Consider the following 14,544-nt stretch of genomic DNA (forward strand, 5'->3'; position numbering starts at 1 on the left):
TTATATATAGTCTATGATAGATCTTTTTTGCGTAATGAATATGAAATGAAACCATGTAGGGTTATGATCTTTTAATTAAACTATTATATTTATAGTTCAATGTGTTTTTTGTCCATCCGCGGACTTTGGCCGATGTTCAGGTCTTTCTTTTTTTAGTTTTAACCGGCGTGTATAGCCACCAAATCCGCATAAATCATGAAAAATATTTGCGCTGTCATTATACTGATCGTATTGGCTTTTTCCTGTAAAAATGCTTCAGATGGTTCAAAGGAGGCCCCGATAGTTACCATCCGAATAGATTCGGAAGCGAAGGCTAAGCCAGCGAAGCTTTCCGATATAGTTGACAGTGTCCGGGTCATAAAGCTTGAGACCACCGAGCGGTCGAATATTAAAGCACACCGGCCGGTGCATATCGGTTCGGACAGAATCATTATGGCTGACCGGAAAGAAGTGTTGATTTTTGACCAAAACGGCCGGTTTGTCGCCAATATAAACAAGAGAGGAAAAGGTCCACTGGAGTATACGCAGATTGGGGATATATATGCGGAAATGGATGAAAGGTTGATTTATATCTTCAACCACAGAAAAGCGTTGGTTTTTGGGATGGACGGGAGCTTTAAGGAAAGTATTGCCGTGGAGGACAGCGTTGATCAGGTTCCGATCTATTTCAGAAAACTCAATCCGGATACTTGGGTAAGCGCCGTCTTTCAAAGTTATAACGACTCTGTTCCATTGGTTCACCTTAACACCTACAATAAGGATTTTCATTGGAAAAGCTCATTCGATACCAGGGTGCGTGACGCTGTAGGCAAGAAAGGTGCGTGGTCTATTCATTCGTATGCTTATAAAAGTCCGCTTTTCTACAGGGAAGGAAAAACGTATACGCACGAGCCTTATACCGATACTGTTTTTCAAGTCACGGAAAGCAGGCAGATTCCTTTTCTGGCCATCGACTATGCACAGCCGAGAAAAGAATTGGCAGCCTCTTTTCATCGAGAAGCGAGACCTCGAAACGCAGACAGGATTAGTCCGGGAGACTATAGGTTGTCAAAGCATTATGTTTATTGTGATTTCCGAAAAAAGAAAGAGGGATACCGGACCGTTTTTGATATAGAAACTGGCCAGCCCATTTTTCATACGAATCTGAATACGATGAGCCATGGATTTGAAAATGACTTTTTTGCCAACGTAGCATCCGTTTTTTGGCCAAAATATATTCAGGAAAATCTGCTGATAAGCACGGTGTTGCCCGTGACAATGTCCGAAGAGCAGCGACAGGTGTATGGTGTGGAGGAAGATGATAACGCTGTGCTTTTTGTCGCTTATGAGAAACAGTCCGAGTAACCTTTTTTACCTAAAATAAACACTGAAATGCGCTACATTTTAAGACTGTTCTTTCTGCCTCTTTTGGGATTTGTCGGTTTTGCTTGCGAAAGCGAGGATTCACCTTCTCAAATGGTGACAGTAAGCATAGACCCCGATGCCGTTGAGAAACCGGCCAAACTATCCGATTTTACCGAAAATATGAGAGTGGTGAAATTAGAGACTACCACCGAAGGGCTGGTGGACAGGCATTTCCTTGCGTTTGTAGACGACGAACATATCATTCTTAGAAACAACGACAATATTCTCCTTTTCAATGGCAAAGGGAAGTTTGTCAATAAGATTGAACGTAAAGGAAAAGGTCCTGAGGAATACCTTAGCATACGTGGCGCCTATGTGGCGGATGAGGATCGTCAAATCTACATTGTGGGTCAGGATAAAATCCTTGTGTTCGATTATGAGGGAAAGCTTCTGAGAACTGAGTTGGTAGGGTTTGAGCCGAAACTTAGATCTCTGCACAGGTTTGACAACGGAACATGGCTGGCGCCAGTGGAGACCCTCTATCACGATGAGGCCAAGAATGAGGCTTTCCATACGCTTGATAACGATTTTAAAAAGCGCCACACATATTACGACCGAACACAGGATCCCGTGGGAAGGAATGCAATGGTGGCCATGTCCCGAAACAAAGGCCTCATAACGGCTATTGATCGGAGATTGCTTTGGAATCCCGATTATGTAGATACGATTTTTCAGGTTGAAAAGGATACTTTGCTTCCGGCTATAGCCCTTCAGTACACAAAGAGGAGGTATATGTTAGCCAATAATTTTCCGTGGGGCCGTAACAAGCAGGATAAGATCAGGGCCAGTTATCAGCCTTCGAGCAAATACTTGTTTGCCCGTTTCAGTTTTGGGAAAAAATCTTTTCGAACCATTTACGATATGGAGAATGGAAAGCCTTTGTATCACAACGCTTTGTCGGGGACCGAAAAGGATAATGAAGTAATACCTTACGAAGTCCAAGGAGTCAAATTTAATTTTTGGCCAGAGTATTATTTCCAAGGCAAACTCATTAAGATGGTTAACCCGGTTAATATGTCCGACGAACAACTGGAGGCATTGAAACTGATAGATGAGGACAATCCTGTTTTGTTTATCGCAAAGGAGAAAAACTAACAACCTATAAAACCCATGAAACGAATCATTTTTTTAACCATCGCCTTATTTGTCGCTTTTGTGGCGAAGGCTCAAATGTCGGAGAACCTATACGGCGCTTGGTATGCCAAGGATAGCTCGGCTCCAAGCCTTTATTTGAGCCATGATAGCTTGTTGTATAAAGGAAAACTTTGGCGTATAAAGTCCCGAAGCATCAAGGTGAATAACAGAAGGAGTTGGCTTGTCAAAGCTTCGTTCACCGTGGTGAATGGAAACAAAACCGCCAATTTAAAATTCGAACTTCGGTCATTGGACGTGTGCTGGATCGGCACGAGCAAAAGGTCGATGTTGGAATACCGGAGGAGAGTTTCGGAGGAGTTACAAGGTTTTCGTATCGAAGATTTTCACCGTCTGGACACGGCCGTTTATTCAGGTTGGATCAGAGGCTTCAAGGATTTGCCGAAGGCGTATCAGCATCGTGTAGTCATGAGCAAGGGGAAGTCCAAGCATAAGAAAACGGAAATTACCGAGAATAAGATTGTTGTTCAGGATCCGTATACCGGTCGTGTCAAAAGTAAAAAAGTGACGATAAACGACGACGGGACCTTTTCTGTCCGGGTTCCGGTTTGTGCGCCTCAGCAGGTCCGGCTTTCTTTGGTGACGGGAACTTATTGGGCCTTTTTGGAACCGGGCAAGACCACTTTCCAAGTCGTGGATCAAGGGAAAAATCACTTTGTAGGCGAAACGGCAGACTTGAACAATCAGCTTGCCTTTCACGGCAAAGGATTTTCATCTAATACGCTCAAAAACAAATTTTCCTCCTTTCGGGCAACCAAGGAACTGCCAAAGGAATTCGAAGCGCGTATCCAAGATTCGCTAAAGCGGACGCAGGTAATGCTCGGCATAACCGATATCGCTTCGCCTAAAGTCAGGCGGATACTGGAATCCCGGATTAACTATTACGCTTACACTGCTCTGACTCGTCAGAGGGATTATTATCGGAGTAGGAATAGGAACACGATCGCGCCACTTCCAAAAATTCCGAAAAGTCTCCTGGAAGATAAAATGGCCATTTTGGGCGGGGCGGCTTTTTATGGGTTTGTGGATTATGCAGGTCGGGTGCTCAGTCCGAAAGAAAGAAATATCTCGAATCCGGAACTTATTACATGGCTTGATAAGCACGGCAAACTAAAGCTGGAATACAAAGCGCTTAAAGAGGCGCTCAGCGATCCGAAAATTATGCAGTTAACGGATTCGCTGATGGGACTTGTCGAAAAGCATTCGAAAACGATATTTGACTTAACACTAAAGCACCGTGAGAGTATCGCTGAACTTATGGCCAAGAAAGGCGGAGCTAGGCCGGACCTTGACGCTATTTTCGATAAAGTCTCCGAAAATCCTGAAAACCTAACCGATAAGGAAAAAGCCATGCTAGCGGAATTCAAACCTTTGCTTTCAGAGGAAAGAAAACAGTTTATGAGTGAGTTCACAAAGAAATTCGGGAAGAAACAGGAAGCTTTTCTGCTTGAATACAAGGAAGAAAAAGAAGCGTTGGCGACTGAATACAAGTTGCGAGGAGTAGCGGATAGGTTAGGCGAATTGCTTCCGGAAGATCAAAAAACGCCCGCAGCGCAGATATTGATGGCAAGCCTGATCGCCCCGATGGGGAATTTGCCGTCTTATCTGGATTCGGATAGCGTGATTGAGAAGTATATCACGTCTCCGGAGTTGAGAATCCATTTGCGGAAGATATTCCAAGCTAGGGACAGGCTGAGAAAGCTACCGAATTAAAACCATTCCGAAACTTGATCCTCAGGTAGCCGTACTTTGTGTTTTTGGCGCATGAATTGCGAAAAGGAATCTATAGACAGACAAAACAACATCTATGGATTTCCTTCAATATCTCCGTACTTTCGCGCGTACTTATTGGCCCGTCATATTTTTTCTTATAGCCGGCGTGACCGCATGTTTTTCGCTTTATTTCGGAAACTTTTTCCGAGGCCAATGGGATACGGATCTCACCTCCAATCTCGGGTCAGAGCTTATCGGGGCAATTATCGGTTTTACGCTGATAAACGGAGCGATCGCGCTACACCAGAAAAAAGTGACAGAGAGAAAAGACCACAGAACATTGACGGCTTTGCGTCGGCCGTTGGACGAGCACCTGAAGTTACTTTACCATATCCGGAGCGCCGTAGGCGACGTGGTGAACCACTCCGAAGAGCACGGCCACGGCATTGAGCGATTTATCCAGACGGTGGCCGATAATTTCAATTTGTTGGATTTTAACAAATCGGTAAAGACCCGCTCCCGGAAAAAATGGGGCGAACATTTGGCTCACGAAGCGCACTATTTTTTTGACGCGCTGGGCGCGTACTTGGAGAAGTACGGAGGAAGTATCAGCAGCGAGAAGTTGCTGTTTAGTTTGGAGGAAATCTATAACCATCCGTTCCTGTGCTCGCTCACGCAATTAAAGTATGAGGACGGGGACTTGAACGAAGCGTATAAGGATTTGGTAGTGCATAATATGGGCGGAATGGATAATCTCGACGAACATATCGAGGAGTACGGACGCAGACTTTCGTTGTTGTTGGCCTACGTAAACCGGGAGCTGGAACCGGAACGCCATATCCGGATAGTCCCGACTTGGACGCTTTCGGCTCCCCAAATCGGCAGTGGCCGGATTTCTTAAATTGGTCTTAGGTATTAAGTCTTAGGTACTAATACAGAAGTGGTACCTAAGACTTAATATCAAAACAATCAATTTTTCGCCAAACACTTCCGGGCCAAATTGAGAAGGTGTACGGCCGTGAGTTCGATATTGTTTTGGCGGAATTTGCCCAAATGGAGTAATTTCGTCTCAACTCCCGAAGCTGTTGCGCATGCTATCCAAACCGTGCCCACGGGTTTTTCTTCCGTTCCGCCTCCGGGCCCGGCAATTCCGCTTGAAGCTAGGCCAATATCAGCGTTAAGAAGGCCTCTTACTCCTTCGGCCATTTCACGTACGGTTTGTTCACTTACGGCGCCATGTTCGGAGATCGTATCCAGGTTTACACCCAAAACCTTTTCTTTTACGCTGTTTTGGTAAGCTACAACACTTCCTTGGAAATAGGCGGAACTACCTGCTATGCTAGTGATTTTGGACGCTACCCGTCCGCCAGAGCAACTTTCCGCCGTAGCTAGGGTTTTGTTTTTTTCTATTAATATTTTTCCAATTGCCTCTTCCAGACTCTCTTCGCCATAGCCGTAGACATATTCTTGGATCATCGGCAATAGCTTGCCTTCTGCCTCATCAATAAGGTTTTTGAGGGTGCCGTGGTCGGAGCCTTTGGCTGTCATCCGGAGTTTTACCTGTCCTTCTTCGGGTAAATAGGCCAAGGCGATTTCTTTAGGCAAAGCTTGCGCCCAATCCTTGATTTTATCGGCCAAAAAAGATTCTCCGATTCCGACAGTCCGGATTATTCTATGGGCGATGGCGGGAAGTTCAAAGTGCTTTTTCAGTTCGGGTATTACCTCTTCCACCACCATCGGCCGCATTTCTCTGGGGACTCCGGGCATAGAGACAAAGACTTTTCCGTTTCTTTCGAAGAGCATGCCGGGAGCCGTTCCGTAGCGGTTGCGGATTTTCGTACATTTGACGGGCAAAAGGGCTTGGCCACGGTTAAGCTCCGTAAGCTTCCGTCCTCTTGACTCAAAATACTCGGTTACTTCGGCCAAAGCTTCCTCGTTTATAGCCATTTCGCTGTTGAAAAAGTCGGCGAGTAGGGGTTTCGTCAAATCGTCTTCTGTCGGGCCGAGGCCGCCGGTAATCAGTGTTACGTCCGATCTGGATTCCGCTTGGGCGAATGCCTCGTTCATGTCTTTTGCCACATCGCCTACGGTTACCCTGTACTTGACGGAAAACCCGGCTTCGTCGAGCTTTTGGCTCATGTAATGGGAATTGGTGTCGAGGGTTTGTCCGTAAAGTAGCTCGTCGCCTACTGTGATTATCTCAGCTGTTATGTTTCTCATGCTTTTAGCTTCGTTTATCCGAAAACACAGGCCGGATTCACATCGTTTTCCGGCAAGCTTTTCCTATATTTTGGCAAAAGAATTCCCAAGTTATTATTTTTCGATTTAAGCGACACTTTTAAACCAGAGAACAGGAAATGTATATAGAAAAAGCTTTTAAGGGACGATCGAAATTCTATTGGTATTTACTAGGAACCATTATTCTTATTGTAAGCCAGGTCATAGGCAGTGTTCCGCTAATTGTTGTGGCCGTAGCAAAAGGAAAGCTTGAAGCTCTTGACAATTTCAATGAGCTAATGAATATGGGTATCAGTCAGAATATGACTTTGGTACTTATGATGTTGCCGTTTGTCGCCTCTTTTATTTGTTTGACGTTATGGATCAAGTATGTGCAACGCCAAACAGTCACGGATACGGTGACGGCCCGGGCTAGAATTGATTGGAACCGGGTTTTGTTTGGTGCCGGAGTTTGGTTCGCCTTGAGTGCTGTTTCGGCGTTGATAGGTTATGTAGCCGATCCTGACAATTTTGTCTGGCAGGCGGATTGGGGACAGTTTTTCAATCTTTTGATTATCGCAATTGTACTTATACCCATTCAGGCCGGAACCGAAGAACTGGTGTTTAGGGCTTATTATATGCAGGGAATTGGCGTGTTGGCGAAGTACCGTTGGATTCCGCTGTTTCTGACATCGACATTTTTCGGACTCTTGCATATGGGAAATCCCGAAGTCACGGAATTTGGCGTGGCGGTTATGTTACCCCAGTATATTTTGATCGGTTTGGTATTCGGTGTGATGACATTGATGGATGACGGCGCTGAATTGGCTATTGGCGCTCATATTGCCAATAATATTTTTGCGTCTCTGTTTTTTACCCATAGCAGTTCGGCGTTGCAAACTCCCGCTTTGTTTAAGGTACAAGAAGTTGATCCGAGTTTAGGTTGGATCGAGATTACGTTTATGGGTGTGTTGGCTTGTGTGTTCTTCGGCAGAAAATATAAATGGAACGATTGGGGGAAGATGTTCGGTAGAATTGGCAAAGCCCCAATAGTAAAAGAGCGGAATCCCGAAGTGCTGGATCAAATGGTTTAATAGTTCGTTTTGGTCTTGAGGATTTCAGGTTCATGAAATTTTGAAATTAAAGAGTTTTATTTTCCTATATTAAAAAGTAGCTTTGCCTTGATTATTCTTCCAAGTAGGAAGTTGATCAACCTAAACCTGACATTCCGAAACATTATTTTTATAAAATGAGTAACAAGAACCAATACGTCGTCATCATGGCGGGGGGAGTAGGGAGCCGTTTTTGGCCCTTTAGTCGCACCAACCGCCCGAAACAGTTCTTGGATATTTTGGGAAGCGGTTATTCGCTTCTGCAAATGACTTACGAACGCTTTAAAAGCGTTTGCCCGCCAGAAAACGTTTATATAGTTACAAATGAGGCCTACGCAGGCCAAGTAAAAGAGCAACTCCCCGCTATCGGCGAAGAGCAGTTGTTAACAGAGCCTCACCGCCGGAATACGGCGCCGTGTATCGCCTACGCTTGCTTTAAGATCGCTAGCCAAAATCCTGACGCTCAGATTATCGTGACGCCTTCGGATCATGCGATTTTCAAAGAGGCAGAATTTCTCGCTACAGTCGATACGGCTCTGAAAGCGGTAAAAGACAGCGATAAACTCGTGACGATCGGTATTACGCCAAGTCGTCCGGATACTGGCTATGGCTATATCCAATACCTCGACAAGGATTCTGACAATCCTGTAAAAAGGGTAAAAACCTTTACGGAAAAGCCTCACCGGGAACTGGCGATGAAATTTCTCGAAAGTGGGGATTTCGTGTGGAACGCCGGTATCTTTATCTGGAACGCAAAGGGAATCACCAAGGCGTTCGCTGATTACCTGCCGGAAATGGCCGAAACGTTCAGCGAGATTAGTGGAGCTTATTATACGCTGGACGAACGTCGTATTGTGGATGAAGCTTACGCTACTTGTAGGAATATCTCGATCGATTACGGCATTATGGAAAAATCGGACAATGTCTTTGTGGTGTTGGGCGATTTCGGTTGGTCGGATTTAGGCTCGTGGAATTCTTTGCACGCTTTGCGCGAAAAGGACGATACGCACAACAATGTGCTCGACGCCAATGCGCTTGTCTACGATTCGAAAGACTGTATGATCGTTTCACATAACAATGACCGCCTGATTATCGTCGAAGGTCTTGAAAGCTACTTGGTTGCCGATTATGAGGATGTGGTTTTGATTTGTAACAAGAACAACGAGAAGAAATTCCGTGAGTTTGTCAACGACGTCAAGGAGAAGAAAGGTGAGCATTTGCTCTGATTAATAATATAGCCCGGCACGTTTGCCGGAAGGAAAAAGAAGAAAGTCCTTTTTTTTGGTGTCTTTCTTCTTTTTTTTGTGCCCAAATAAAAACAGCATTTCGAATGAGAACGACATTTTATGCGCTTGCCCTGCTTTTGGGCTTTTCGCTTTGGTCTTGCAAAGCCTCGAAAGATCGTCCGCTTAAGCCGGGAGAGGATTATTTGGTCACCATACATACCGAATTCGGCGACATGAAAGCCATTCTTTATGACCAGACTCCGATTCATAAGGAAAATTTTGTGAGGTTGGCCAAAGAAGGCAGTTTCGACGAAACCATTTTTCACCGTACTATCAAGGATTTTATGATCCAGGGTGGTGATGTTGACGCGAAAGAAGGCGCCGGCACCATCGATTATACATTGGAAGCCGAGTTTGTGGACAGTCTTTTCCACAAAAAAGGAGCTTTGGCGGCGGCTAGGGAAGGCGATAATGTCAATCCTGAAAAAAGATCCAGCGGAAGCCAATTTTATATTGTGCAAGGCCAAAAGTTCACGAAAGAGGAATTGAGCCTTGATATCGGAAGACTGTACCAGAGTTTCCAACGCCTTGTGGCTTTGCCGGAGTATGATAGCCTGAAGCAAGAGGTAAGCAAGCTTCAGCGCGCTCAGAATTTTGAAGGCATAAAAGCCTTGGCGCTCGAACGCCGTGGCGAAATGGAAAAACTCTTTGGCGTAAGCTTTGGCAAGGACTACCCGGAAGACAGGGCCGAGGTTTACTCTACCTTGGGCGGAGTTCCCCACCTTGACGATGCTTACACTGTTTTTGGCCAAGTAGTCGAAGGCTTGGACGTTGTGGATAAAATAGCGGAACAGCCGACCGATAACAGGGATAAGCCCGAGAAAGACATTCCGATGACTGTAACGCTGGAACGGATCAGCAAAAAAGAAATTGAGAAACGCTACGGTATTAAACTTTAGGCGTCCGGGGCTAGCTTTTCGCTTCAGGCATCGTTTTCGGCAAGGATTTGGCCTTGGTTTGCGCAAACGCAGACCAGACAAAACCATGGGAGGAACATTACGTCTCAGCCGCATGAAAAACGAACACGCTTCACAGGCTTTCGAACTGTTGGAAAGTTCAAGGGGCTACTTGGAGAAGTGGATTCCTTGGGTGAAAAACGCTCGTTCGGAAGGTGATATGCTCGAGTTTATTCGGGAGAACCAAGCGCCGCACTGGTACCAAGGGCGGGTGCTCTTTGGTATTTGGCTTGATTCGGAATTGGCCGGCATGATCGATCTCCACAACGGCGACGCTAATTGGCGCTCCGTCGATATTGGCTATTGGATAGGCGAGAGGTTTCAGGGAATGGGGCTGGTCACCAAATCCTGCGACATGCTGATCGGGCGGGTGTTTGAGGTTTCCGACGCCCAGCACGTCTTCATCCGTTGTGACCGGAATAACGCTCCGAGCCAACGGATTCCCGAACGGCTTGGCTTTGCGTTGGTAGGTCAGGAAAAAGAGGAAAAGGAAGAGGGCGACGGCCATTGGGATTTGCTCGTTTACGGTATGCGTCGGCATAGGTGGAGTATGCGGATTTCCGAACCTGACAAGGTCGGGCGCAAATAGGTGTTTATTTTTGATTAGGGGAAGATCCTGTCGGCTCGCTGGCGGGATCTTTCTGTTTTTTTTCACAAATTCGGCTAAGTAAAACCGGCCACTCTTTTTGAAAAAAGTCATTTCATCATGAAGATATTAATTACTGGTTCCAACGGCTTGTTGGGCCAAAAACTCGTCAGTCTTATTTCTGGAAACGAAGCTCTTCAGCTTATCGCAACTTCCAGAGGTGAAAATCGCCTGCCCACCGGGGATTACGTCTACGAAAGTATGGATATCACCGATTCTGCCGAAGTGGATCGGGTTATCTCAAAACACGCTCCCGACGCCGTAATCAATACGGCGGCCATGACACAGGTGGACCAATGCGAAACGGAAAAGGAAGCCTGCCGAAGCCTGAACGTAGATGCCGTAAAGTATATGGTGGAGGCTTGTCGTAAGGCCGGAAGCTTTTTCCTGCATCTTTCCACCGACTTTATTTTTGATGGTGAAGACGGCCCTTACGATGAGGAGGCCGAAGCCAATCCGTTAAGCTTTTACGGCCATAGCAAGCTTGATTCGGAAGCTCTGGTGAAAGAGTCTGGAATCTCTTGGGCGATTGCCCGAACGGTTTTGGTGTACGGGACAGCGCATGATATGAGCCGTTCGAACATCATTCTTTGGGTGAAAAACAATTTGGAGAAAGGAAATCCCCTTCGGGTTGTCGACGATCAATGGAGGACGCCGACTTTAGCCGAGGATTTGGCCCAGGGTTGTTTGCTGATAGTGGAAAAGAAGGCGGAAGGAGTTTACAATATTTCTGGAAAGGAGCTGTTGACGCCATATGATATGGCAATGAAAACGTGCGATTTCTACGGGTTAGACAAATCATTGGTTTCCAGAGTCAACGCAAGTACGTTTAGCCAGCCGGCCAAGCGTCCAGCCAAGACTGGTTTTATAATTACAAAAGCTGAAACGGAATTGGGATATAAGCCCCATAGTTTTGAAGAGGGGATGAAAATTTTGTCAAATCAGTTGATGGTGAAATAATATTTCAGCCTCTAGGTTTAAGTTCATTTCATCTTTTGGTTTATATTTGTTTATTCGGAATACCGTTGAAGTCGAAAAAGACTAACGACTTAGCCCTTTTTGAACAAATACACCAGAAGATGAAAAGAATTATTATAGCGTTTTCGCTGTTTTTGGCGGGAACAATACCTGCTTTTGCCCAAACCGAAAATGACGGGACGACCGTGCAGGCGGTTGACGAGATAGTCGGGCCGGTGACGGGTTTCCTTAACGATATTGTCTTTCATCCGATTGCCCTTACAGAGGAAGTTTCCATTCCGATTATTGTGATTTGGTTGTTGGGAGCCGCGATGTTCCTGACCGTATATTTCCGTTTTTTGAACTTTAGGGCTTTCCGTCACGCTATCGATATTGTGCGGGGCATATACGATGACCCAAATGACACGGGCGAAGTTTCGCACTTTCAGGCTCTGACCACGGCCCTTTCCGGAACTGTAGGTATCGGTAATATTTCTGGCGTGGCCATTGCCGTTTCGATGGGCGGGCCGGGCGCCACCTTTTGGATGATTGTCGCGGGTTTGATGGGAATGTCGTCCAAGTTTGCGGAATGTACGCTTGGCGTAAAGTACCGTGTCACGCACGCCGACGGTTCCGTTTCCGGCGGACCGATGTATTATCTCCAACAAGGTTTTGCCCGTAGGGGAATGGGGCGTTTGGGTATTCTTCTGGCGGGCTTCTTTGCGCTGACTTGTGTTGGTGGCGCTTTCGGCGGAGCCAATATGTTTCAGATAAACCAAGCTTCCCAACAATTGATAAGCGTAACCGGCGGAGCCGAAAGCCCGCTGTTCGGGCACGGTTGGGTTATCGGTCTGGCGATGGCCGTTGTGGTGGCGTTTGTGATTATCGGCGGTATAAAAAGTATTGCGAAAGTTACCGACAAAATCGTTCCGTTGATGGTCGGTGTTTATTTGCTCGGAGCTTTGGGCGTGATTTTGGCGCATTGGCAGCAAATCCCGACGGCCTTGTTGTCGATTGTGACCGAAGCGTTCGGTACCGAAGCCGTTTCCGGCGGCCTGATTGGTGTTTTGGTTATCGGATTTCAGCGGGCGCAGTTCTCTAACGAAGCGGGACTTGGTTCGGCGTCCATTGCGCATGCGGCTGCGAAAACCAATGAGCCTGTGAGCGAAGGCGTAGTGGCGTTATTGGAGCCTTTTATCGATACCGTAGTGGTGTGCACGGTGACGGCCTTGGTCATCATTATTTCGGGCGAATATCAATCGGGAGGGGAAATGGAAGGAATCGCGCTTACTTCTCGCGCGTTTGAGAGCGTGTTTGGTTGGTTTCCGTTCCTGCTTTCTGCTGCGGTAATCCTGTTCGCCTTGTCCACGTTGTTGTCTTGGTCTTATTACGGTATGAAGGCTTGGGCTTTTGTTTTTGGCGACAGCAATATTTCGAATCTGACTTACAAGATCCTTTTTTGTGGCGTTATCGTCCTTGGTGCCTCAATTAGCCAAACGAATGTGGTTGACCTCAGTAATATCCTGATCTTTTCGATGGGGATACCGAATGTTATCGGGCTATATTTGATGGCTCCCGAGCTGAAGCGGGATGTGGCGCTTTATTTCGCTAAGTTGAAAGCCGGAAAAATACCGCGCTTTGATAAGCCTGCGGAGAATACTAGCGGAGTGATTCCGAATTAAGAAAAGAAACTACGAATAATTCAAAGTCCCGATGTCGGGACTTTTTTTATGTAAGGCTAAAGTAGTGGGGGACAGATTTCTTCTGGAATATTGCTTTTATTCTACCCAGAGGCCCCTTTTCGCACTCAATGTGTTCTCGCCTGTCAATTCTCAGGGAAAATGGCTACTTTTGACCGCGTTATCAGACATCCAGAATATGCAATTCATTGAGGTCAACGACAAAGGGACGGTAAGCGAGTTTCTTCGCCTTCCGTTGAAGATATATAAAAACGAACCGAACTGGATCCGTCCGCTGGATCAGGACATCGAGTCGGTTTTTGATAAAAAGAAGAACAAATTTTTCCGCCATGGTCAATGCGTGCGGTGGATACTCCAAGACAACGGCCAGACTGTAGGCCGTATCGGAGCTTTCTTCAGCAAGAAGACGATGAACAAAGGCAATGACCAGCCTACCGGCGGTGTCGGTTTCTTCGAATGCCTGGATAATCAGGAGTATGCCAATGCTCTTTTTGACAAAGCCAAAGCTTGGCTTGAGGACAAAGGCCTTGAGGCGATGGACGGCCCGATAAACTTCGGCGACCGCGACCGTTTTTGGGGATTATTGGTTGACGGGTTCGACATTCCGCCGAACTATATGTGCAACTACAACCCGACTTACTATCAGGCACTTTTTGAAAACTACGGTTTCCAGACCTACTTCGGGCAGTTGACCTTTGGGCGAAAAACTATTGAGCCTGTTTCTGAAAAGCTTCACGCCAAAGCCGAACGTGTACACCGTGACCCCAAGTACCATTTCGAGCATGTGAAGATGAAGAATCTCGAAAAATACACGGAGGATTTCCTTGAGGTCTATAACCAAGCTTGGGGCGGACACAAAGGCGTGGCGAAGCTGAATATTGCGCAGGCGCGCTCCATCATGAAATCCATGAAGCCGATTATGGACGAGCGGATCGTTTGGTTTGGGTATTATGGTAAGCAACCTATCGCGTTCTTTATCATGTTGCCAGAGGTAAACCAGATCTTCCGGCACGTCGGCGGTAAGCTTGATATTATCGGAAAGCTGAAATTCGTTTACCATAAATGGAGAAAGACCTGTACCAAAATGGTGGGTATGGCTTTCGGAATTATCCCGGCTCACCAAGGGAAAGGCGTGGAAGGCGCTTTGGTAAACGCAGCGGGCAATTTGGTGCAGAAAGAAGGCTTTCAGTACGAGGATTTCGAGATGAACTGGATCGGGGATTTCAACCCGAAGATGATCCACGTTTGCGAACAAGTGGGCGGATCGGTGGTGAAAACTCACCGGACATACCGCAAGCTGTTTGATGAGTCGAAGCCGTTCAAACGCCATCCGATCATTAATGGAGGGAAAGAGGAAAGCGACGATAACAAGGAAGAAGAGAAGTAAGATTCAAGTCTAAA

The 14,544-nt window shown here is 46.4% G+C and carries 12 protein-coding genes; 11 read left to right on the forward strand and 1 reads right to left on the reverse strand.

The window, feature by feature from the left end; genetic code table 11:
- Nucleotides 1-195 precede the first annotated feature (195 nt).
- The 4 genes from AABK39_RS03965 (at nucleotide 196) to AABK39_RS03980 (ending at nucleotide 5,170) form a co-directional block, all read left to right on the forward strand.
- A complete protein-coding gene (locus AABK39_RS03965) occupies nucleotides 196-1,344 on the forward strand; it encodes a 6-bladed beta-propeller (protein ID WP_338393623.1) in 1,149 nt (382 codons plus the stop codon).
- A gap of 27 nt (nucleotides 1,345-1,371) precedes the next feature.
- Entirely contained in the window at nucleotides 1,372-2,499 is a 1,128-nt protein-coding gene (locus AABK39_RS03970; protein WP_338393624.1) for a 6-bladed beta-propeller, read from the forward strand.
- Between the two features lie 15 nt (nucleotides 2,500-2,514).
- Complete coding sequence (locus tag AABK39_RS03975) at nucleotides 2,515-4,269, forward strand: hypothetical protein (protein ID WP_338393625.1); 1,755 nt, start codon at nucleotides 2,515-2,517, stop codon at nucleotides 4,267-4,269.
- 94 nt (nucleotides 4,270-4,363) lie between these two features.
- Complete coding sequence (locus tag AABK39_RS03980) at nucleotides 4,364-5,170, forward strand: hypothetical protein (protein ID WP_338393626.1); 807 nt, start codon at nucleotides 4,364-4,366, stop codon at nucleotides 5,168-5,170.
- Nucleotides 5,171-5,238: 68 nt separating this feature from the next.
- On the opposite strand, the gene AABK39_RS03985 is transcribed toward AABK39_RS03980, so the two are convergent.
- Entirely contained in the window at nucleotides 5,239-6,489 is a 1,251-nt protein-coding gene (locus tag AABK39_RS03985; protein WP_338393627.1) for a competence/damage-inducible protein A, read from the reverse strand.
- A 137-nt stretch (nucleotides 6,490-6,626) separates the two neighbouring features.
- Here AABK39_RS03985 and AABK39_RS03990 point away from each other — a divergent pair, with 137 nt between their 5' ends.
- From AABK39_RS03990 to AABK39_RS04020, 7 genes are all read left to right on the forward strand, one after another.
- The gene (locus AABK39_RS03990) at nucleotides 6,627-7,580 is read left to right on the forward strand and encodes a CPBP family intramembrane glutamic endopeptidase (RefSeq protein WP_338393628.1); all 954 of its coding nucleotides are present in this window, start codon (nucleotides 6,627-6,629) and stop codon (nucleotides 7,578-7,580) included.
- Nucleotides 7,581-7,735: 155 nt separating this feature from the next.
- A complete protein-coding gene (locus AABK39_RS03995) occupies nucleotides 7,736-8,824 on the forward strand; it encodes a mannose-1-phosphate guanylyltransferase (protein ID WP_338393629.1) in 1,089 nt (362 codons plus the stop codon).
- Between the two features lie 104 nt (nucleotides 8,825-8,928).
- Complete coding sequence (locus AABK39_RS04000) at nucleotides 8,929-9,783, forward strand: peptidylprolyl isomerase (protein ID WP_338393630.1); 855 nt, start codon at nucleotides 8,929-8,931, stop codon at nucleotides 9,781-9,783.
- Between the two features lie 85 nt (nucleotides 9,784-9,868).
- On the forward strand, nucleotides 9,869-10,429 hold the full coding sequence (locus AABK39_RS04005; RefSeq protein WP_338393631.1) for a GNAT family N-acetyltransferase: 561 nt from the start codon (nucleotides 9,869-9,871) through the stop codon (nucleotides 10,427-10,429).
- A gap of 117 nt (nucleotides 10,430-10,546) precedes the next feature.
- Nucleotides 10,547-11,446 carry an SDR family oxidoreductase gene (locus AABK39_RS04010; protein ID WP_338393632.1) on the forward strand — a complete coding sequence of 300 codons (900 nt, stop codon included), beginning with the start codon at nucleotides 10,547-10,549 and terminating at the stop codon, nucleotides 11,444-11,446.
- A 119-nt stretch (nucleotides 11,447-11,565) separates the two neighbouring features.
- A complete protein-coding gene (locus AABK39_RS04015; RefSeq protein ID WP_338393633.1) occupies nucleotides 11,566-13,125 on the forward strand; it encodes an alanine/glycine:cation symporter family protein in 1,560 nt (519 codons plus the stop codon).
- 196 nt (nucleotides 13,126-13,321) lie between these two features.
- Nucleotides 13,322-14,530 (forward strand): hypothetical protein, encoded by a 1,209-nt coding sequence (locus AABK39_RS04020; RefSeq protein WP_338393634.1) that lies wholly within the window; start codon nucleotides 13,322-13,324, stop codon nucleotides 14,528-14,530.
- The last annotated feature ends 14 nt before the right edge of the window (nucleotides 14,531-14,544 follow it).

Source organism: Fulvitalea axinellae (assembly GCF_036492835.1).
GTDB lineage: Bacteria > Bacteroidota > Bacteroidia > Cytophagales > Cyclobacteriaceae > Fulvitalea > Fulvitalea axinellae.